At 69.9% G+C, this 19,874-nt stretch carries 20 protein-coding genes; 16 read left to right on the forward strand and 4 right to left on the reverse strand.

Annotated elements, in window-relative coordinates; translation table 11 throughout:
* Positions 1-55 precede the first annotated feature (55 nt).
* The 4 genes from mfd to OG801_RS20855 all read left to right on the forward strand — a co-directional run bounded on the left by mfd (position 56) and on the right by OG801_RS20855 (position 6,242).
* Positions 56-3,568, forward strand: coding sequence for a transcription-repair coupling factor (gene mfd, locus OG801_RS20840; RefSeq protein ID WP_355021689.1), 3,513 nt, complete (start codon positions 56-58; stop codon positions 3,566-3,568).
* 208 nt (positions 3,569-3,776) lie between these two features.
* Complete coding sequence (locus OG801_RS20845) at positions 3,777-5,159, forward strand: hypothetical protein (RefSeq protein ID WP_406031054.1); 1,383 nt, start codon at positions 3,777-3,779, stop codon at positions 5,157-5,159.
* Between the two features lie 53 nt (positions 5,160-5,212).
* A complete protein-coding gene (locus OG801_RS20850) occupies positions 5,213-5,830 on the forward strand; it encodes a MarR family transcriptional regulator (protein ID WP_406031056.1) in 618 nt (205 codons plus the stop codon).
* On the forward strand, positions 5,790-6,242 hold the full coding sequence (locus OG801_RS20855; RefSeq protein WP_406031058.1) for a hypothetical protein: 453 nt from the start codon (positions 5,790-5,792) through the stop codon (positions 6,240-6,242). Before OG801_RS20850 ends, OG801_RS20855 begins: the two co-directional genes overlap by 41 nt.
* A 10-nt stretch (positions 6,243-6,252) precedes the next feature.
* On the opposite strand, the gene OG801_RS20860 is transcribed toward OG801_RS20855, so the two are convergent.
* Positions 6,253-6,630, reverse strand: a complete 378-nt coding sequence (locus tag OG801_RS20860) for a hypothetical protein (RefSeq protein ID WP_355021666.1) — start codon at positions 6,628-6,630, stop codon at positions 6,253-6,255.
* 43 nt (positions 6,631-6,673) lie between these two features.
* Here OG801_RS20860 and OG801_RS20865 point away from each other — a divergent pair, with 43 nt between their 5' ends.
* The 4 genes from OG801_RS20865 (at position 6,674) to OG801_RS20880 (ending at position 9,260) form a co-directional block, all read left to right on the forward strand.
* Positions 6,674-7,717, forward strand: a complete 1,044-nt coding sequence (locus OG801_RS20865; protein ID WP_355021665.1) for an alpha/beta fold hydrolase — start codon at positions 6,674-6,676, stop codon at positions 7,715-7,717.
* 83 nt (positions 7,718-7,800) lie between these two features.
* Positions 7,801-8,193, forward strand: coding sequence for a hypothetical protein (locus tag OG801_RS20870; protein ID WP_406031060.1), 393 nt, complete (start codon positions 7,801-7,803; stop codon positions 8,191-8,193).
* 60 nt (positions 8,194-8,253) lie between these two features.
* The gene (locus OG801_RS20875; protein WP_355021663.1) at positions 8,254-8,835 is read left to right on the forward strand and encodes an NUDIX hydrolase family protein; all 582 of its coding nucleotides are present in this window, start codon (positions 8,254-8,256) and stop codon (positions 8,833-8,835) included.
* Positions 8,832-9,260: a MazG nucleotide pyrophosphohydrolase domain-containing protein gene (locus OG801_RS20880; protein WP_406031062.1), complete on the forward strand. Its 429-nt coding sequence runs from the start codon at positions 8,832-8,834 to the stop codon at positions 9,258-9,260. The genes OG801_RS20875 and OG801_RS20880 overlap by 4 nt, the downstream gene beginning before the upstream one ends.
* A 25-nt stretch (positions 9,261-9,285) precedes the next feature.
* Here the strand turns inward: OG801_RS20880 and OG801_RS20885 are convergent, their stop codons facing one another.
* Both OG801_RS20885 and OG801_RS20890 read right to left on the reverse strand, forming a co-directional pair.
* The gene (locus OG801_RS20885) at positions 9,286-10,755 is read right to left on the reverse strand and encodes an MFS transporter (RefSeq protein WP_406031064.1); all 1,470 of its coding nucleotides are present in this window, start codon (positions 10,753-10,755) and stop codon (positions 9,286-9,288) included.
* Between the two features lie 102 nt (positions 10,756-10,857).
* Complete coding sequence (locus tag OG801_RS20890; protein ID WP_406031066.1) at positions 10,858-11,481, reverse strand: malonic semialdehyde reductase; 624 nt, start codon at positions 11,479-11,481, stop codon at positions 10,858-10,860.
* A 93-nt stretch (positions 11,482-11,574) separates the two neighbouring features.
* On the opposite strand from OG801_RS20890, the gene OG801_RS20895 reads away from it, so the two are divergent.
* The gene (locus tag OG801_RS20895; RefSeq protein WP_355021659.1) at positions 11,575-11,928 is read left to right on the forward strand and encodes a helix-turn-helix domain-containing protein; all 354 of its coding nucleotides are present in this window, start codon (positions 11,575-11,577) and stop codon (positions 11,926-11,928) included.
* Between the two features lie 63 nt (positions 11,929-11,991).
* Here the strand turns inward: OG801_RS20895 and OG801_RS20900 are convergent, their stop codons facing one another.
* Entirely contained in the window at positions 11,992-14,337 is a 2,346-nt protein-coding gene (locus OG801_RS20900; RefSeq protein ID WP_406031068.1) for an esterase-like activity of phytase family protein, read from the reverse strand.
* Between the two features lie 224 nt (positions 14,338-14,561).
* On the opposite strand from OG801_RS20900, the gene eno reads away from it, so the two are divergent.
* The 7 genes from eno to def all read left to right on the forward strand — a co-directional run bounded on the left by eno (position 14,562) and on the right by def (position 19,870).
* Entirely contained in the window at positions 14,562-15,839 is a 1,278-nt protein-coding gene (gene eno, locus OG801_RS20905; protein WP_355021657.1) for a phosphopyruvate hydratase, read from the forward strand.
* 95 nt (positions 15,840-15,934) lie between these two features.
* Entirely contained in the window at positions 15,935-16,525 is a 591-nt protein-coding gene (locus tag OG801_RS20910) for a septum formation initiator family protein (protein WP_355021656.1), read from the forward strand.
* A 4-nt stretch (positions 16,526-16,529) separates the two neighbouring features.
* Entirely contained in the window at positions 16,530-17,039 is a 510-nt protein-coding gene (locus tag OG801_RS20915) for a DUF501 domain-containing protein (protein ID WP_406031070.1), read from the forward strand.
* On the forward strand, positions 17,036-17,956 hold the full coding sequence (locus OG801_RS20920; RefSeq protein WP_406031072.1) for an exopolyphosphatase: 921 nt from the start codon (positions 17,036-17,038) through the stop codon (positions 17,954-17,956). The genes OG801_RS20915 and OG801_RS20920 overlap by 4 nt, the downstream gene beginning before the upstream one ends.
* Positions 17,957-18,074: 118 nt before the next feature.
* Positions 18,075-18,728, forward strand: coding sequence for a hypothetical protein (locus OG801_RS20925; RefSeq protein WP_355021653.1), 654 nt, complete (start codon positions 18,075-18,077; stop codon positions 18,726-18,728).
* A 69-nt stretch (positions 18,729-18,797) separates the two neighbouring features.
* Positions 18,798-19,316, forward strand: a complete 519-nt coding sequence (locus OG801_RS20930; protein ID WP_355018297.1) for an ACT domain-containing protein — start codon at positions 18,798-18,800, stop codon at positions 19,314-19,316.
* Positions 19,313-19,870, forward strand: coding sequence for a peptide deformylase (gene def, locus OG801_RS20935; protein ID WP_406031075.1), 558 nt, complete (start codon positions 19,313-19,315; stop codon positions 19,868-19,870). The genes OG801_RS20930 and def overlap by 4 nt, the downstream gene beginning before the upstream one ends.
* Positions 19,871-19,874: the final 4 nt, after the last annotated feature.

Genomic DNA, 19,874 nt, shown 5'->3' on the forward strand with positions numbered 1-19,874 from the left:
GATCCTCGCCCCGCTCGCCGATCTCGTCCTGCGCGATGCTGCCCTGAGCGAGGTGATGGCGGAGGCCAAGGGCGGCCGGATGCTGGCGCTCGACGTCACCGGGCCGGAGGCGCTGCGCCCGTTCGTGGTCACCGGTCTCGTACGCCAGGAGCGCACCGTCCTCGCGGTCACCGCGACCTCTCGCGAGGCCGAGGATCTGGTCAGCGACCTGACCGACCTGCTCCCGCCCGACTCGGTCGCCTTCTACCCGAGCTGGGAGACGCTGCCGCACGAGCGGCTCTCCCCGCGGTCGGACACCGTCGGACGTCGGCTCGCCGTGCTCCGCCGCCTCCGCCACCCCGACGCTGACGGTGCCCACGGCCCGCTGAAGGTGGTCGTCGCCCCGGTACGCAGCGTGCTGCAGCCGCAGGTCAAGGGCCTCGGCGACCTGGAGCCGGTCGAGCTGATCACTGGTCAGGAGGCGACCCTGGACGTCGTCGTGCAGAAGCTCGCCGACGCGGCCTACTCCCGCGTCGACCTGGTCGAGAAGCGCGGTGAGTTCGCCGTCCGCGGCGGCATCGTGGACGTGTTCCCGCCGACCGAGGAGCACCCCGTACGCGTGGAGTTCTGGGGCGACGAGGTCGACTCGATCCGCCACTTCTCGGTCGCCGACCAGCGCGCCATCGCTGAGGAGCACGGTGGGGCCACCGAACGCCTCTGGGCGCCGCCGTGCCGCGAGCTCCTGCTCACCCCGGAGGTCCGGGACCGGGCGCGAAAGCTGGGCGAGGCCCACCCCACCCTGATCGAGCTCACCGACAAGATCGCCGCCGGGATCGCGGTCGACGGCATGGAGTCGCTCGCGCCCGCGCTCGTCGATGACATGGAACTGCTGCTCGACCTGATCCCGGATGACAGCCACGTCCTGCTGCTCGACCCCGAGCGGATCCGCAGCCGCGCCCACGACCTGGTCGCCACCGCCGAAGAGTTCCTCGGCGCCTCCTGGGCCGCCGCGGCGAGCGGGGGAGTCGCCCCGATCGACCTCTCCGCGGCCTCCTACCGCGACCTCGCCGACGTACGCGCCCACGCCATCGCCCAGGGCAAGCCGTGGTGGTCGGTCAGCCCGTTCGGCCTCGACGACCAGGCGGCTGAGACCGACCCCGACGTCGTCGGCGTCTCCACCCGCAAGATCGACTGGCAGCCCGCGAAGGCTTACCGCGGCGACACCGCTGCCGCGCTGACCGACATCGAGAACTGGCGCGACGACTCCTACCGCGTGGTCGTGGTCCAGCCCGCGCACGGCACGGCGCAGCGTACGGTCGAAGCCCTGGGCGAGCGCGACGTCCCGGCCCGCCTGGCAGAGGGTGACGAAGAGAGCGCCAAGCCCGTCCACAAGACGGTCACCGTCGTCCACGCCCGGCTCAACCACGGCTTCGTCGACGAGGGCAACCAGCTCGTGGTGCTCACCGGTGAGGACATCTCGGGGCAGAAATCGTCCACGCGCGACATGGTCAAGATGCCCGCGCGGCGCAAGAAGCAGATCGACCCGCTCGAGCTCAAGCCCGGCGACTACGTCGTCCACGAGCAGCACGGCGTCGGGCAGTTCATCGAGATGAAGCAGCGCGAGGTGCAGGGCGCGACCCGCGAATACCTCGTCCTGGAGTACGGCGCCTCCAAGCGCGGCGGACCGGCCGACCGGCTCTACGTCCCGGCCGACGCCCTCGACCAGGTCACCAGGTACGTCGGTGGCGAGCAGCCGAGCCTCGACCGGCTCGGCGGCGCGGACTGGCAGAAGCGCAAGGCCCGTGCCCGCAAGGCGGTCCGCGAGATCGCCGCCGAGCTGATCAAGCTCTACGCCGCGCGGCAGGCGACCAAGGGCTTCCAGTTCGGCCCCGACAACCCCTGGCAGCGCGAGCTCGAGGACGCCTTCCCGTTCCAGGAGACCGCCGACCAGCTCGCCGTCATCGACGAGGTCAAGCAGGACATGATGCGGCCGGTGCCGATGGACCGGCTGGTCTGCGGTGACGTCGGCTACGGCAAGACCGAGATCGCGGTGCGGGCGGCGTTCAAGGCGGTCCAGGACGGCAAGCAGGTCGCCGTGCTGGTGCCGACGACGCTGCTGGTCTCCCAGCACCTGTCGACCTTCATGGAGCGGATGTCGGGCTTCCCGGTCAACGTACGCGGGCTGTCTCGGTTCCAGACCGACAAGGAGGCGGCCGAGGTCATGGCCGGCCTCGCCGACGGCACCATCGACATCGTGGTCGGCACCCACCGCCTGTTCAACAAGGACATCCGGTTCAAGGACCTCGGCATGATCGTCGTCGACGAGGAGCAGCGCTTCGGCGTCGAGCACAAGGAGGCGATGAAGCGCCTGCGAACCTCGGTCGACTTCCTGTCCATGTCGGCCACGCCCATCCCGCGCACCCTGGAGATGTCGATCACCGGCATCCGGGAGATGTCCACGATCACCACGCCGCCCGAGGAGCGACACCCGGTCCTGACGTACGTCGGGGCCTACGAGGATCGCCAGATCGTCGCCGCGGTGCGGCGTGAGCTGCTCCGCGAGGGTCAGGTCTTCTACATCCACAACCGGGTCAACTCGATCGAGAAGGCGGCCGCGCGGATCCGCGAGCTGGTGCCCGAGGCGAGGGTCGCCGTCGCGCACGGCCAGATGAACGAGAAGCAGCTCGAGCAGGTGATGGTCGACTTCTGGGAGAAGGAGTTCGATGTGCTGGTGTGCACCACGCTGGTCGAGTCGGGCCTCGACGTCTCCAACGCCAACACCATGATCATCGAGCGCGCCGACACCTTGGGTCTGAGCCAGCTCCACCAGCTGCGCGGCCGCGTCGGCCGTTCGCGTGAGCGCGCCTACGCCTACTTCCTCTACCCCGGCGAGAAGCCGCTGACCGAGACCGCCCACGAGCGCCTGGCCACGCTGGCCCAGCACTCCGACCTCGGCGGCGGCATGGCGATCGCGATGAAGGACCTCGAGATCCGCGGCGCCGGCAACCTGCTCGGCGGCGAGCAGTCCGGCCACATCGCCGACGTCGGCTTCGACCTCTACGTGAGGTTGGTGGGTGAGGCCGTGGCCGAGTTCAAGGCCGGCCCGGACGGTGCCGCCGAAGAGCTCAACGAGGTACGCATCGAGCTCCCCGTCGACGCCCACCTGCCTCACGACTACATCCCCTCGGAGCGGCTGCGCCTGGAGATCTACAAGCGCCTGGCCGAGGTCCGCTCCGACGAGGACGTCGAGTCGGTCGCCGCCGAGCTCCTAGACCGCTACGGCAAGCCGCCCGCGGAGGTCTCCTCGCTGCTCCAGGTCGCCCGCTTCCGCGCCCGCGCCCGCCAGGCCGGCGTCTCCGAGGTCACCCTGGCCGGCAAGAACGTACGCTTCCACCCGGTCTCGCTGCCCGACTCCCGTGTCGTTCGGCTCAACCGGATGTACCCGAAGTCCCTGGTCAAGCCGCAGCTGGACACCATCATGGTCCCGCGCCCGGTCTCCTCCGGCTTCCCCGCCAAGCCCCTCGACGGCCCGGATCTCCTCGACTGGGCCCGGGTCGTCATCGACGCGATCATCGACCCGCTGAAGTGATGCGGCGCCGGGGCCGGGCATTTCCCCACTCACCCGGATCTTTCCCACCTCGTCGGTAGGTTCCCCACGCTCCGGTGCGTGGGGAACCTACCTTTGGATGGGGAGATCTCCCGGCCGACGCTGCGCAGACGTTGTACGACGCTGGCTGTGAAGCGCCTCGCGGCCTGAGCCCGGCCTCGATGTCGGTGCTCAGATCTACGGTGGGCACATGACGGAGAAGCAGGAGCTTTCGAGGGAGCCGTCCTGGCAAGTCCTGGCGGTCTTTCACAACGAGGACGACAGTCGAGACTTCGCCTACACGGTCGGATTGGCCGAACGCGGGCTGCCTGAGGTGCACATGTGGGCGCGGCCCAATGCCGGCGAAGACCCCGGCCATGACTGGCGGTTCAGCTCCCACGATGCGGCTGTCATCCTCAATGAGCTTGCCTGGCGGCTGATCGATGGTCGTATCGCCCCGGGCGATACGTACAGCCAGCGGTTCGACGCCGGGATGGTGCAGGTCACTTTCGAGCTCGGCGCCCCCGTGGAGGCAGCCAGCCTCGACGCCTACCAGGCGGAGCCATCGAGCGTCATACCCTTGCGCTGGTCGCTCCATCGTGTGCCCGAGGGGGCGCTCGTAGCGATGGATGATGACGCGATCGATGTTGCTGAAGCTGAGTATGCCGGACTCAGCGCGGGCTTCCGGCGCTCAGATGGCGCTCCCGGTGGGATATGGGCACTGCCTTCCGTTTCATCCTGGGATCCGCACCAGCGATGGGGACCGCGTACGCCGCTGGTGGCCGCTCACGCTGGCGTGATCTGCGCCTTCTCGCCAGAGGACATGATCGGGTTGGTGAACATCGCGTTTCCTTTGGAGGCGGCGAGAGCCGCCGGTCATCCGCAACTGGTGGCGCGCGCGGCGGCGCGAAGCGTCGGGAGAAGTGCCGCGCTCGACCGCCTTGCCCAGGACACGTCGACGCTGGTCGACGGAATCGGTCTCACTTGGAGCCGCGCCGCTTGGCCGGCTGCGCGCGACTGGTTGGACAGCGATAACAGCGACGACCCCTTCCCGGAGGAGAACCTTCGGCGGATGGTCAAGACGATCGTGATCAGTCATCTGTTGACGGTTGCGGTCGCGGACCAGCTCACCACGGACCAAGAGCTGACCGGGACGGGTCCGGTCGCGTTCGCTGCGACGATCGACGGCCTGCCGCCCGATGGACGATGGCATGCTGCGCCGCACATTGTCGACGTCGTGGTCGGGTTGCTGGTCGACGCCGACGCGGCTGTTGCGGCAGCTCGTGCTTGGCGCCTGGTGGACAACGAGCTGGTGATGGGCGCCCGTGGGGATCTCCAGGTCGCCGCCATCCATGGTCCATCGATGTTTCCCGACCTGTCGGTCGCGCTTTCGGCGCCATTGCTGGATGACGTACGTCAGGCGACACTCGCTCACCGTGTGACGGGGGCGGTCGTGCAGTCCTGGCTCAGTGTCCTTGCGACGGTGCTGACCCACCGAGCGCACCTTCGGGACGAGACTGTTGACGTGGTCATCCAGGTGGGGTCGGGGATGCCGGGCCTCGCGGCCGCCCTGAACACGCCTGTCGCCGCGTGAGCTGCGGGCCGAAGGGGTGACATATCCACAAAATGGAGGTTATTATCCATTTTGTGAGAAGTCAGGCTCCGGTGCTCGCGCCTCTGTTCCGGTCGGAGGCGCAGGCGCTGCTGCTCTCGGAACTGCTGCTCCCGGCAGAGGAGATGAGCATGACCGACCTCGCCGAGCGGGCTGGACTGCCCTATCCGACGGTCCATCGCGAGGTCGCGCGGCTGCTCGAGGCGGGTCTGCTCGTCGACCGCCGAGTCGGCAGGACCCGGCTGATCAGGGGAAACGAGCAGAGCCCGCTGCTGGCGCCGACGCGAGAGATCCTGCTGACGGTGACCGGCCCGGTCGTGCTGCTCCGGGAGGCCCTCGAAGACGTCGGCGGGATCGAACGGGCGTTCCTGTTCGGCTCGTTCGCGGCCAGGGCGAAGGGCGAGCCGGGGCCGCCGCCGAACGACATCGACCTGATGGTGATCGGCAGTCCCGACGCACGGGCGGTCTACCGCGTCTGCCGGGAGGTCTCCGACAGCGTCGGGCGCATCGTGAACCCGACGATCATGAGCCCGGAGGAGGCCGAGGAGCAGACCGGGTTCCTCGAGGAGGTCCGGGCCAGCCCGGTGATCGAGATCTATGGAGGAGGACCGGATGCCCCTGCCGCTGACGCCGGCGCAGCAGAAGGCGGTTGACGCGCTCGTACGCTCCGGCGCCCTGCGCGCCGTGAGGCCGGATGAGAAGAAGGCCCGGGCCTTCCTCGCCGGCGCCGAGTCGGCCCTCGCCGACGTACCCAACGTCACCCGGACCGAGAACCGCTACAACCTCGCCTACAAGGCCGCGCACGACGTCGGCGAGGCGGTCCTCGCGAGCTATGGCTACAAGACGACGTACGGCGCCGGTGGCCATGTGAAGGTCGGCAGGTTCCTCGCCGCCATCTTCGATACCCCGCCGCCGCGCGACGCAGCCGCCCACTACGACGTGATGCGCCTGGACCGCAACGCCAACAACTATCTCGGCAAGCCGGTCACGCACGCCGCCGCCGACGCGGCCGCGGAGGCAGCGCAGACGCTGTACGACGCCGCCGTGGCTCGCCTCGACACCTGAGTCAGCCGACTCAGGTGCGAGTGCCGGCCGCGCGGCGCAGCGCCGCCAGGGTCGTGTCGGGGCCGGCGTTGAAGGCGAAGCGGGCTCCGGGCGCGAGCTCGTGGACCAGGTTGACGATCGCCTCGAAGAGCTCGGTGTGGGCCGGGACGGCCCGGACACCGCCGCCGATCATGACGATGTCCCAGGTCTTCTGTCCGAGCGCCTCGCGCACCTGCGAGACGGCGTTGTCGACGCCGGTGCCGATCTCGCAGGAGAGCGCGTCGTAGCCGGCCTCGGCGACCTCGGCGTTGCCGACGGCGATCCGCTCCTTCAACGTGGCCAGGTCGATGGGTGCGTCGGAGAGATCGACTGCCTCGGGCGCCAGCCCGATGAGGAGGACTCGGTTCATGACAACGACGCTACTGGGGCATTCCACGCGCAAGAATGGCCGCGTGACCGGCGAGCCAGAGGTGCGCTACGCGCAGACCAGCGACGACATCGCGATCGCCTACCAGGCCGTCGGGAGTGGGCCGGTGACGATCTGGATGCCCTCGCTCAGCAACATCCGGGCGCAATGGCGGGTGCCCGCGCTGCGGATGGCCTACGAACGGCTCAGCCAGGACCTGACGCTGGTGCTCTACGACGGCCGCGGCACCGGCTCCTCGGACCGCCGCGCCGGCGACCTCGGCCTCGACGCACACCTGCGCGACCTGGAGGCGGTCATCGAGGCGGTCGGTGCCGACCGGGTCAACCTGCTCGGCTACTACCACGCGGTCGCGGCCGCGGTGGCGTACGCAGCGGCCAACCCGCAACGCGTCGACCGGATGCTCCTGTTCGGAGGGGCGGCGCGGATGCGCGAGGCGATGAGCCCCGCGCAGACACAGGCGTTGCTGTCGCTGGTCGAGCAGGACTGGGACCTCTTCGCCGACGCCGCCGCGACCGCCTGGCTGGGATGGGGGTCGGGTGAGAACGCCGGCCGCGTCGCCGAGGCGTTCCGCACCGCCGCGACGCCCGCGGTCGCCCGCGACTGGTTCGCGGAGGCCGCCCGGATGGACGTCAGCGACCTCCTCGACCAGGTGGTGGCGCCGACGCTCGTGCTGCACCGGCAGGCAGCCAGCCAGATCCCGGTCGAGGTGTCCCGGCGGCTGGCCGACGGGGTACGCAACGGGACGCTGGTCGAGCTCGAGGGCAGCACTCCGACGCTGTTCGTCGAGGGCGGAGCCCGTGACCTCGCCATGGTGAGCCGCTGGTTCCTGACCGGTGAGGTGCACCGCGGGTCCGCGCCCGCCTCGGGTCAGGCCACAACGGCACTGACCACGCGCGAGCACGAGGTGCTGCGGCTGATCGCCACGGGACGTACGAACGCTGTCATCGCCCGCGACCTCGGCATCACCGAGCACACCGTCGAGCGGCACGCCGCCAACCTCTACCGCAAGCTCGGCGTACGCAGCCGCGCCGAGGCCACCGCCTGGGCGATCCGCAACGGCGCGGCCTGAAGGCGGACTGACGGGAACCCGTCAGTCCGGCTGCCCACTGCCCGGGAAGCGGCGACCCCGCGACCCTGGGCACAGTGGGGAGCATGACGACGATCACTCCCAGCAACGACTCCTGGCGGATGGCGAAGGCGACCGCCCCGATGATGCGGACCCTGGCCGGGCGCCGCCTGTTCCCACTCTGGGCCGTGGTGCACCACCGAGGCCGCAAGACCGGACGCGACCTGAGCCTCCCGGTCGCGCTGCTGCACACCGAGGACGAGTTCGTGATCACGCTTCCGTGGGGTGCCGGCACCAACTGGGTACGCAACGTGTTGGCGGCCGGCGAGTGCACGATCACCTGGAAGGGCCGCGACCACGCCGCCACCCAGCCGCGGATACTGGGCCGCGACGAGGCGCGCCCCTACTACGACGGCTTCTCCTGGTGGATGGTCGAGAAGGCGTTCAAGGCCGACAGCTTCCTCCTCCTGCGGCGGTGAGAGTCCACACTGCGGCGCCGTCGCTCCGTGACGTACGCCTGTGTCTGGCAGGATCGACGCATGACGATGGAGGCTTTCGGCGAGCAGTCCTTCCCTGAGGAGCCCTTCGGTAACGAGTGGGACACCGAGCCCGGGTGGCTCTCCGAGGAGGAGCTGGGCGAGACCCGCGGGCGCGTGCCCATCCTCTACGTGGAGGCGGTCCCGGTACGTGTCGACCCCGACGGCCGGGTCACCGAGGTCGGGCTGCTGCTGCGCGGCTCGCCCACGACCGGGACGATCACCCGGTCGCTGGTCTCCGGCCGGGTGCTGCACGGTGAGCGGATCCGCGACGCGCTGATGCGCAACCTGGAGAAGGACCTCGGCCCGGTCGCCTTCCCGACCCTGCCGCTGACCACGGTTCCGGTGACCGTCGCCGAATACTTCCCGTGGCCCGGCGAGCGCTACCAGGACGCGCGCCAGCACGCGGTCTCGCTGGTCTACGTCATCCCCGTGACCGGCGAGTGCGAGCCGCGCCAGGACGCCCTGGAGCTGTCCTGGATGACGCCGGCCGAGGCCGCCTCCGACGAGGTCGTCGGCGACATGGAGGGTGGTCGGGGAGTGCTGCTGCGGCAGTGCCTGAGCGCGTTCGGGGCGCTGGATTGAACCCAGCAGACGACGAGGGCAGGACGTACGCATCGGGGGAGGGGCTCGTCGAGTTCCTCGACCTGATGCGGCTGATGCGTGAACGGTGCGTGTGGAAGTCGTCGCAGACTCACGCATCGCTCGCGCAGTACCTTCGCGAGGAGTCAGACGAGGTGCTCGAGGCCATCGACGAGGCCGACCCCGAGCACCTCAAGGAGGAGCTCGGCGACCTCCTGCTTCAGGTCTACTTCCACGCCGCCATCGCGGAGGAGGCCGGCGAGTTCACCATGGACGACGTCATCGCCGGCCTCACGGCGAAGATGAAGCGCCGCAACCCGCATGTCTTCGGCCCCGAGGCCACCTCCGGCCGCCGCTACACCCTCGAAGAGGTCGAGAAGCTCTGGTCGGCGGCCAAGGCCGCCGAACGCGCCCGCCCCGCCGAATAGGCACCTACGTCGGCCGAGACGGCACTTACGTCGGCCGACACGGCATCTCGGTGCCGTCTCGGCCGACGGGAGCGACGCCTCGGCTCGCGTACGTGACCTCTCGGCCGGCGGGGGCGACCTTTCGCGGAGCCAGGGGGATGAGCATGGCCGCGAGGGCCGCGCCCAGAGCGACGACGGTGAGGAAGCCGAAGCCGTTGATGTACCCCTGCTCTGTCGGGTAGCCGGACGGCAGGGTGTGGGCGGTGACCAGGGAGGTCATGACCGCGGTGCCGATGGTGCCGCCGACGGTGCGGATGTTGGCGTTCATCCCGGTGGCCACGCCGGTGTGCTCCGGTGGGACCGCAGCGACGACCGCGTTGGCGAGGTTGGCGAAGACCAGGCCGGTGCCGAAGCCGGAGAGCCCCGCGGCGACGCACATCTGCCACGGCTCGTCGTGGACGAAGGCAACCATGGCCAGGGAGACCGCGGTGAGCAGCCCGCCGATGACCAGGATGCGGCGCATCCCGATGAGCTCGGCGAGCCGGGCGCTGACCAGACCGCACAGGAACGAGGTGATGGCCGTCGGGAGCATCAGGTAGCCGGCGACGGTGACCGACGCGCCGAACCCGTAGCCGGCCGACGGCGGGGTCTGGGTCAGCTGCGGGATGAAGCCGAAGGAGGCGTACATCGCGATGCCGATCAGCAGGGCGACCAGGTTGGCGGTCCAGACGCCGCGGCGGCCCATCAGGCGCAGGTCGACCAGCGGCTGGCGTACGGTCCACTCGACCCGGATCCATGTGGCCAGGAGCACCACGGCGGCACCGAGCAGACCGATGGTGGCGGGCGAGGTCCAGCCCCACGACGGCGCCCGGCTGACACCGAGGAGGAGCGCGACCAGCCAGCCGGCGAGAAGCACGGCGGGGAGCAGCGGGATCGGCTCACTGGTGAGCACCGGGGACTCCGGCACCAGCCACAGCGCGGCGATCGCGGCGCCGGCCGCGACCAGGGCGGGCAGCAGGAACAGCGCCCGGAAGCCGAGCGTCTCGGCGACCGGACCTGCCAGCACGATTCCGGCTGCGAAGCCCATCGAGAGCAGCGACGAGGTCACCGCGATCGCACCGGCGACGCGCTCCTTGGGCAGCTCGTCACGCAGGATCGCGAAGGCGAGCGGCAGGGTGCCGCCACCCAGCCCCTGCAGAACGCGCGCGCCGATCATGACCTCGATGCTTGGGGCCGCGGCGGCGAGGAGGGCGCCGGCGGTGAGGGCGGCCAGGCTCCACACGTACATCCGGCGCTTGCCGAAGGAGTCGCCCATCCTGCCGATGATCGGGGTCGCGACCGAGGCCGAGAGCAGGAAGGCGGTCAGGATCCAGGACGCTGTCGCCTGGTCGGTCTCCAGCTCGGTCTGGATCAGCGGCATCGTCGGCACGGAGACCGACTGCAGCAAGGAGTAGGAGCAGACGCCGATGGCGACGATGGCGAAGGTGAGGCGGGGGCTGGTGTGGGTCACGGACATCGAGGCAAAGTTTAGCTTGGCTAACTGTATTCCGGCGAAAACAATAGAGGCGCTCGCCTGCCGTGCTGGCAGGCGAGCGCCTCGAACGAACAGTTCAGCAGGTCAGGCCCACTTCACCGCGGCCTCGGTCTCCACGCGGGGGAGACGGTCGAACCACGGGTTCTCGCCCGGGTGGCCGATGTTGACGATCATCTTGGTGGTCCAGTCACCCTCGGGGAAGAACTCCTTGTCGACGCCCGCGGTGTCGTAGCCCGCGATCGGGCCGGCGGCGAGACCGGCCGCGCGAACGGCGAGGATGAAGGCGCCGGCCTGCAGGCCGGCGGACCAGCCACCGGCGCCGTGGCGGGCGGCCTCGTCGGCGTCGAAGTAGTCCTTCATCTCCGGGCGGATCGGGAAGACGTTGGGGATCTCCTCGTGCCAGTTGTTGTCGTAGGCGACGATCGCGGTCGCCGGGGCAGCCTTCGTCTTCTCGAGGTTGCCCTCGGCGATGTGCGGGAGGAGGCGCTCCTTGCCCTCTCCCGTGCGCACGAACACGACGCGCAGCGGCTGGGTGTTGGCCATCGTCGGAGTCCAGCGGGTGAGCTCCCAGACGTCGGCGAGCTCGTCGTCGGTGACAGGGGTGTCGGCGAAGGTGTTGGACGTGCGCGCACCGGTGAAGACGATCTGGCGGCCGCGGTCGTCCAGCTTCTCGAGCGTAGTGGTCTCGAGGGCAGTGGTCTCGGTCATGTTGCTCTGAACTCCGTGGTTACTAGGGATATTCCGGTTACTTCGAAAATAGTAGTACCTCGGGATTCAGGCAAGTCCTGTACGCTGGGATGCATGCCCGCGACGAAGCCCGCACACGATCCGCAGGTGTGCAGTGCCGCGCTGGTGCGGGCCTTCGACTTCCTCGGCAAGCGCTGGAACGGCGTGATCCTCGGCAGCCTGACCCAGGGCCCGCTCGGCTTCGCTGAGCTCAAGCGAGCGGTGGCCGGCATCAGCGACTCGATGCTCTCCGAGCGGCTCAGCGAGCTGGCCGGCCTGGGCCTGCTCGCCCGCGAGGTCGACCCAGGCCCGCCCGTGGCGGTCCGCTACGCGCTCACCGGATCCGGTGCCGCGCTCGCGCCGACCCTCGGCGCGCTCACCGAGTGGGCCGGTACGCATCTTCCGGCCGACCGCTGCTCCGAAGACTGACCGGTCCAAAAAATCACGCTGGCCCGCCACCGAGACGGTGACGGGCCAGCGTGATGCTGATCCTCAGCGCTTGGCTGCTCGACCGAGGTCGAGGAAGACCGTCTCTCCGGTGGCATCCTCGAGGCCGTCGTTGTCGGTGACCGCGTAGGCGCGTCCGTCGGCTCCGATGGTGAAGCCCTCGAGCTTCTCCTGGGTCCATCCGTGGCCGGCCTGCAGCGTAGGCAGCAGGTCGTACGCCAGGCGCTTGCGCAGCGGGGTCACCGGGCTGAGTCCGGTGACGCCCTGGCGGGGCACGTCGACCGTGTAGACCCGCTTGATCGCGGCGGTGGTTCCGTTCTGCTTGTCGCGCTCGATGATCGCGAGGGTGTCGTCGTCGACGGCGGTGATCTCGGACAACCCGAGCCAGTCACCGGCCACCGAGGTCGACTCCAGGCCGTAGCCGAACCACTCCCACTCGCCCGTCGCCGGGGTGTAGCGACCGATCCGGGCGGTGCTCGCGCCGTCGACGCCGGGCTTCTTCGCGGTCGAGTCGGCCCAGAGCGGGCGCTGGAGCGCGACGTACACCTTCTCCGAGCGGCGCTTCCCGGTCACCGTGACGCCCTCGAGGCCCCACTTGCCGACCTTCTCGGCGACCTCGGTGGGCAGCGGCACCGTCTCGGCGATCCGGCCGTCGCGGTCGAGGCGGAGCAGCGCGTTCCCGGCACCGGTCGCACCCTCGTTGGCCACCCAGAAGCCGCCGCCACGACGGGCGGCCAGGCCCTCGATGTCGAGCCCCTCGGCCACCTCGCCCGAGGCGTCGGTGACCTCGATGACGTCGCGGATCACGGCGGGGGAGCGGTTCACCGAGAGGGTGTAGATCCGGCCGGTGGCGTAGGCCGCGTCGCTGGCGGCGTAGAGCTTGCCGGGCTCACCGGGCACCTTCGAGAGCGCGCCGAGCGCGCCCCAGCCGATCGGCTTGCCGTTCTGCGAGGCCGACTCGACGGCGGGGAAGGACGATGACTTCCGGCCGAACCCGTAGAGCGAGACCGACGCCCGCACCAGGTCCTCGGCCGAGTCCTCCTCCGAAGAGATCGCCAGCAGGTTGCGCGACGGGATCGGCAGCAGTCCCTCCGGCCCGTTGGTCGCGGGCAGCGCCTGCGTGAACCTCGGGGCCGAAGGCGTACGCATGTCGTAGACGGCCACGAAGTTGCTGCGCTCGGAGCCCACGAAGGCGTACGGGACGCCACCGAAGGTCTCGAAGGCCAGCCCCTCGGGCTCCGCGCCCTTCTTGGCGGCGCGGTCGTTGTTGTGCATGCCGTACTTCGTGGCGAGGTCCTCGAAGGTGGATCCGGCGTCCCAGACCACGTCGCCGGTCGCGGCGCGGAAGACGGTCCAACCGCGGGTGCCTCCCTTCCAGTCGCCCTCGTTGGCGGTGGCGACCAGGCCCTTGCCGACCCACTGGATCGAGTCGGGCTCGCGCGGTGCGTCGATGGTGTCGACCGGGTCGAACAACCCGTTCTTGCTCGCGTCCACACCGGAGACGACCGCGTTCCCGGCGCTCCACGCCGTCTCGACGGTCGCGGACGGAAGGTCGATGATCGCGACGCCGTTGTTCTCCTGCAGCGTGAGCGCGAGCTGGTTGTCGGCGTTGATGTCGACGTACTCCGGCTCGGCGTCCTCCGGAGTGTCCAGCCCCTTCAACAGCGAGGCGGGCAGCGCCACGTCGGTGATCCGCCACTCGGCCGGCCCGCCGTCGAGGCCGACGATCTTGACCGATCCGGCCGGCGCCTGAGGCAGGTCGCCCTCCTCGCCGCCGGCAGGGGTGGCGGCCTCGTTGCGCTGGTTCTCCATCGCGATCGCGGCGTACGTCCCGTCAGGGCTGACCGCGATCGAGTCGGGCTGACCGCCCAGGTCGTACGAGGCCACCTCCTCGTGCGGGGCGGCCAGCGAGATCACGTCGATCCGCCCGGCACGGGTGCCGACGGCAGGCTCCTCGTCCTCCCACTCGGTGTCCTCGAGGCCGGGGTAGGTCGACTCGTCGACGACGACGAGCGCATAGTCGCCCACGATAGAGACCGACGTCGGCGAGCCGCCCTTCGCGCCGGCGACGTCGTGGCTGCCGATGCCCTTCGGCGAGGAGGGGTCGGTGATGTCCAGGAAGCCGATCCGGCCGCCGGCCGCGTCGGTGTACGCCAGTGTCCTGCCGTCCTCGGAGACGGCCGAGATCTCGGCGACGGTCGGGTCGGCCGGGTCGACCCCGGCGGGAACGTTCTGGAAGACCGGATAGGTCGCGAGCCGGCTGAACTCGCGGTGCCGGCCCGGATCGGCGGTGGCGGTGCCGCCGAGGACGGTCATCAGCGAGACGCCCAGGCCCCCGATGGCCAGGACGCCGACCCCGGCGAGTGCGAGGCGGTTCTTGCGGAGATGCATGTGAGGGTTCCTCTCGGGGAATTGTTGCCGGAGGAACGATCCGGGCGGCACCGCACCCGGAGGCATCGACGTGGTGACGAGGTGCGGACCTCGACGTGAACACCAGGTGGGCGCGGGTAGGAGTGGCCCTACCGACCGGTTAACGTTCCAATCGCCAGGCCCATCCGGCCGGGTAATAGGCTGACGGACGACACCCGTCCCGTCCCTGACCCAGGAGTAGTTCAGTGGCATCGATCGACGCCGTAGGCGCCCGCGAGATCCTCGATTCGCGAGGCAACCCGACTGTCGAAGTTGAGGTCGTCCTCGACGACGGCACCTTCGCCCGCGCCCAGGTCCCCAGTGGCGCCTCGACCGGAGCCTTCGAGGCGGTCGAGCTGCGCGACGGTGGCGAGCGCTACGGCGGCAAGGGTGTGCAGAACGCCGTGACCGCCGTCGTGGAGATCCTCGCGCCCGCGGTCGAGGGCTTCGACGCCGACGACCAGCGCGCCATCGACCAGGCGATGATCGAGGCCGACGCGACCCCCAACAAGGCCAAGGCCGGCGCCAACGCGATCCTCGGCGTCTCGCTCGCGGTCGCCAAGGCAGCCGCCGACTCGGCGGGTCTCTCCCTGTTCCGCTACGTCGGTGGCCCCAACGCCCACGTGCTTCCGGTGCCGATGCTCAACATCCTCAACGGTGGCTCCCACGCGGACTCCAACGTGGACATCCAGGAGTTCATGATCGCGCCGATCGGTGCGCCGACCTTCGCCGAGGCGCTGCGCATCGGCGCCGAGGTCTACCACGCGCTGAAGTCCGTGCTGAAGGAGAAGGGCCTGGCCACCGGCCTCGGTGACGAGGGTGGCTTCGCCCCCAATCTCGAGTCCAACCGCGCCGCCCTCGACCTGATCGCCGAGGCGATCGGCAAGGCCGGCTACGAGCTCGGCAAGGACGTCGTCCTCGCGCTCGACGTGGCCGCCTCGGAGTTCTACGAGGATGGGGCGTACCTCTTCGAGGGCGCGAAGAAGACCGCCGAGGAGATGACCGCCTACTACGCGGAGCTCGTCGCGGCCTACCCGATCGTCTCCATCGAGGACCCCCTCGACGAGGAGGACTGGGACGGCTGGAAGGCGATCACCGACGCCATCGGCTCCAAGACCCAGCTCGTCGGCGACGACCTGTTCGTCACCAACGTCGAGCGCCTCGCCCGCGGCATCGAGGGTGGTCAGGGCAACGCGCTGCTGGTCAAGGTCAACCAGATCGGCACGCTCACCGAGACCCTCGACGCCGTCGACATGGCTCACCGCGCCGGCTTCAAGACGATGATGTCCCACCGCTCCGGCGAGACCGAGGACACCACCATCGCCGACCTCGCCGTCGCCGTCGGCTCCGGCCAGATCAAGACCGGCGCCCCGGCCCGCTCCGAGCGCGTCGCGAAGTACAACCAGCTCCTCCGGATCGAGGACGAGCTCGGCGAGGCCGCCCGCTACGCCGGCGCCTCCGCCTTCCCGCGCTACCAGGCGTAGGTAGTTCCGTACGCCGCGGCGGCCCGTGTCCTCAGGACACGGGCCGCCGCGCGTCTGCCGCCAGGAGGTAGGTCGTGGATGGGAGGATGAGCGACGTGGCAACGCAGGGACCCGGTCAGAGCAAGCGCGTACGCGGTCCTCGGGCCCCACAGGGGCCGGGGCGACGGCCGCGTGCTCCCATCCCTGCCCGCCCGGCGTCGATCGGCGGCATCGATGCGCTGCGTAAGCGCCTGCGCCGGCCCAAGCTCACCGGCCGGGCGATGATGATCATCGTCGTGGCCTCCGTGATGGTGATCTCCTACGCCTCCTCGCTGCGCGCCTACATCCAGCAGCGCCATGACATCAACGCCCTCCAGACCGAGATCGCCGAGCGCAAGGAACACATCAAGCAGCTCGAGGAGCAGACCCGTCGCTGGGAGGACCCTGCCTACGTCCAGCAGCAGGCCCGGGAGCGGTTCGGCTTCGTGATGCCGGGCGAGACGGCGTACGTCGCCCTCGACGAGAACGGCGAGCGCATCCAGACCGAGCCGGAGCTCACCGACCCCGGCAAGGTGGGCAGTGCGGAGCAGCCGAAGGCTTGGTGGGACGATGCGTGGGGTTCCGTGCTGCTGGCCGGTGACCCGCCGGAGCAGACAGGAGACGGGCCGGAGTCGGAGATCGACCCGCCCAAGCAGAAGAAAGACTGAAGACATGGCGATCGATCCCAAGGACGTGTCCGCGATCACGGCACAGCTGGGACGCGAGCCACGGGGGATCCACGAGGTCGGGCACCGCTGCCCGTGCTCGCTGCCCGATGTGGTGACCACCGAGCCGCGGCTGCCCAACGGCACCCCGTTCCCGACGACCTTCTACCTCACCTGCCCGCGTGCCGCCTCGAAGATCGGCACCCTCGAGGGCACCCACGTGATGAAGGACATGGAGGCGCGGCTGGCGTCCGACGAGGAGCTCGCCGCCGCCTACACCAAGGCTCATGAGGCCTATCTCGAGGCGCGCTACGAGCTCGGCGACCCGCCCGAGATCCACGGCATCTCCGCAGGTGGGATGCCCAACCGAGTCAAGTGCCTGCACGTCCTCGCCGGCCAGGCGCTCGCCCAGGGCCCCGGCGTCAACCCGCTCGGCGACGAGGTGCTCGAGCGCCTCGGCGAGTGGTGGAAGTCCGGTCCCTGCGTGGACCTGGAGCTGGAGGACGAGGAGCAGTGACGAGGGTTGCTGCGATCGACTGCGGCACGAACACCATCAAGCTCCTGATCGCGACGGTCACCGCCGACGGCCTCAACGAGGACGTACGTGAGGCCCGCATGGTCCGCCTCGGACAGGGTGTCGACCGCACCGGCGTGTTCGCGGAGGAGGCCCTGCAGCGCGCCTTCAGGGCCATCGACGAGTACGCGACGCTGATCCGCGAGAACGGTGTCGAGAAGGTGCGCTTCGTGGCCACCTCGGCCACCCGCGACGCCACCAACGCGGCGACCTTCATCGACGGCGTACGCGTTCGGCTCGGGGTCACGCCCGAGGTCGTCACCGGGGCGGAGGAGGCGGCCCTCTCCTTCGGCGGCGCGGTCCGCAACCTGCGCGGCACCCCGGAGCCGCCGGTGCTCGTGATCGACATCGGCGGTGGGTCCACCGAGCTGATCCTCGGGGACGGCTCGGCGTCGAGCGTCGGCGAGGCGGACAGCATGGACATCGGCTCGGTGCGTCTGCATGAGCGTCACCTGCGCTCCGACCCGCCCACGCGGGAGGAGATCGAGGCCTGCGTACGCGACATCGACGCGCACCTCGACGCCTGCCCCGTCGAGCCGGCCACAGCCAACACCGTGGTCGCCGTCGGCGGCACCATGATCCAGCTGGCCATGGGGCTGCTCGAGCTGGCTGCGTACGACCGCACCGCCACCGATCACGCCGAGGTCGCGCCCGACGACGTCTACCGGCTCGTCGACCGCCTGCTGGCGATGACCGTCGAGGAGCGGCTGGCGCTGCCCTGGATGCACCCCGGCCGCGCCGACGTGATCGCCGCCGGTGGAGTGATCCTCAGCCGGATCCTGAGGCGCTCGCGTGTCGAGTCTCTGCTGGTCTCCGAGTCCGACATCCTCGACGGAATTGCCTGGTCCGTTAGAGACTAGGCATGTCGGGGGACTTGATCTGTGTTTATGGCATCTTGGTGTTTGACGCCTAGGTCTAGGTTTACCGGCGAATATCCCATCAAACAGAACCAAATGCTGTCTCTCGGAAGGTCAAGACGTGAAAAAGCTCATCCTGCTTGCCATCGCTGCCGTTGGTGTCGGCGTGCTGGTCAAGAACAAGTCTGAGCAGCTGAAGGCCGGCGCGAACAAGGTCACCCATGACCCGCGCGTCCAGTCGGCCCTCGCGACCGCCTCGGAGAAGGCGGCGCCCATCAAGGAGAAGGCTGCTCCCTATGCCGAGGCCGCCAAGGCCAAGGCCGGTCCCTACGCCGCCACGGTGAAGGAGAAGGCCGGTCCCTACGCGGAGCAGGCCAAGGAGAAGGTCACGGCCGCGGCCGAGGTCGCCTCCGAAAAGCTGCACCGCAACGGCTCCGTCCCGGAGTCCACCCCAGAGGCCGCTCCGGAGTCGACCACCGGCTCGTCCTCGAGCAGCGAGTACGGCGGCTACCCGCCGGCTCCGCCGGTTCCGCCGGCGCCGTCTGCCCCGCAGGCCGGGGTCACCGGTGACCCGCTCACCGACCCGATCGCCCCGGCCGACCCGTACGCCGCCGAGGTCCCGCCGCCCCCGCCGGCCGCCCCCGACCAGGCGTCCTACGACGACCTGGGCGGTGGCGACACCGCGGTCAAGCCCACCTCGGAGGGCACGCCCGAGTTCGCTCCCGAGCCGGTCGACTCTCCCGAGGAGGACAAGGACAAGTGGTTCCGCGGCTGAGCTGCGGCTAGATGTCCATCTGAGTCACCCGCGGCCCGCCATCGGCGGGCCGCGGGTGACAATGGTTTGGTGACCATCCACGCCATCACCGTCCTGGGACACGATCGCCCGGGGATCATCGCCGACACCACCGCCCGCCTGGCCGGACTCGGACTCAACCTCGAGGACTCGACGATGACCCGGCTCCGCGGTCACTTCGCGATGACGCTGCTCTGCGCGGGCGAGGCGACCACGGAGGCCATCCAGGCCGATCTCGAGCCGATCGCGGCCGATGGCACCCTGACGGTCACGGTCTACGAGCTCCCTGAGGAGCAGGCGCCGGCCGGCGCGGGCCAGCTCTTCGTGCTCTCCGTCCACGGCGGTGACCGCCCGGGCATCGTCTCCACGGTGACCGCCGAGATCGCCGCCGTCGGCGGCAACATCACCGACCTGACCACCCGTCTCTCCGGGGACCTCTATGTCGTCGTCGCCGAGCTCGAGCTGCCGGCGGACGTCGACGTCTCCGTGCTCGAGGCGTCGATCAAGCGGGTCACCCAGGAGCTCGGCGTCGACGCCACCCTGCGGCCGATCGAGGCCGACGACCTGTGAGTCTCAACGAACGAGTCGCGGCCTGGACCGAAGCCGAGCTGGGTGTCGAGGGCAAGGTCCTCGAGGTCGTACGCGCTCCCGCGCAGGTCCTCTCCGTGCCCGGCAAGGACGTCGACCCCGCCGCCCCCGAGACGGTCCAGCTCGCCGCGGACCTGATCGCCACCATGCGGGTCTCGCCCGGCTGCGTCGGCCTGGCCGCCGACCAGGTCGGCGTCTCGGCCCGCGTCTTCTGCGTCGACGTCTCCACCCACGTCAAGACCAAGACCCACCATGGGACGTACGTCCTGTGCAACGCCGAGGTCATCGAGGCCAGCCGCAACGAGAAGGCGCGCGAGGGCTGCATGTCCGTCCCCGACCTGACCGGTGACGTGAAGCGGGCCTCCCGGCTGACCGTACGCGGCCAGCTCCCGGTCACCGGCGAGACCGTCGAGATCGTCACCGACGCCTTCGAGGCCCGCTGCCTGCAGCACGAGATCGACCACACCAACGGTCTGCTCTTCATCGACCGCGTCGCCGGCGCCCACGCGCTGCACCAGCGGCAGACGTACTTATGACGCT

The organism is Nocardioides sp. NBC_00163, from assembly GCF_045206295.1.
Classification (GTDB): Bacteria; Actinomycetota; Actinomycetes; order Propionibacteriales; family Nocardioidaceae; genus Nocardioides.

Coding starts and splice junctions, on each gene's coding strand:
- mfd (WP_355021689.1), top strand. CDS start 56: ATGGCGGAGGCCAAGGGCGGCCGGATGCTGGCGCTCGACGTCACCGGG.
- OG801_RS20845 (WP_406031054.1), top strand. CDS start 3,777: ATGACGGAGAAGCAGGAGCTTTCGAGGGAGCCGTCCTGGCAAGTCCTG.
- OG801_RS20855 (WP_406031058.1), top strand. CDS start 5,790: ATGCCCCTGCCGCTGACGCCGGCGCAGCAGAAGGCGGTTGACGCGCTC.
- OG801_RS20860 (WP_355021666.1), bottom strand. CDS start 6,630: ATGAACCGAGTCCTCCTCATCGGGCTGGCGCCCGAGGCAGTCGATCTC.
- OG801_RS20870 (WP_406031060.1), top strand. CDS start 7,801: ATGACGACGATCACTCCCAGCAACGACTCCTGGCGGATGGCGAAGGCG.
- OG801_RS20875 (WP_355021663.1), top strand. CDS start 8,254: ATGACGATGGAGGCTTTCGGCGAGCAGTCCTTCCCTGAGGAGCCCTTC.
- OG801_RS20885 (WP_406031064.1), bottom strand. CDS start 10,755: ATGTCCGTGACCCACACCAGCCCCCGCCTCACCTTCGCCATCGTCGCC.
- OG801_RS20890 (WP_406031066.1), bottom strand. CDS start 11,481: ATGACCGAGACCACTGCCCTCGAGACCACTACGCTCGAGAAGCTGGAC.
- OG801_RS20895 (WP_355021659.1), top strand. CDS start 11,575: ATGCCCGCGACGAAGCCCGCACACGATCCGCAGGTGTGCAGTGCCGCG.
- OG801_RS20900 (WP_406031068.1), bottom strand. CDS start 14,337: ATGCATCTCCGCAAGAACCGCCTCGCACTCGCCGGGGTCGGCGTCCTG.
- OG801_RS20915 (WP_406031070.1), top strand. CDS start 16,530: ATGGCGATCGATCCCAAGGACGTGTCCGCGATCACGGCACAGCTGGGA.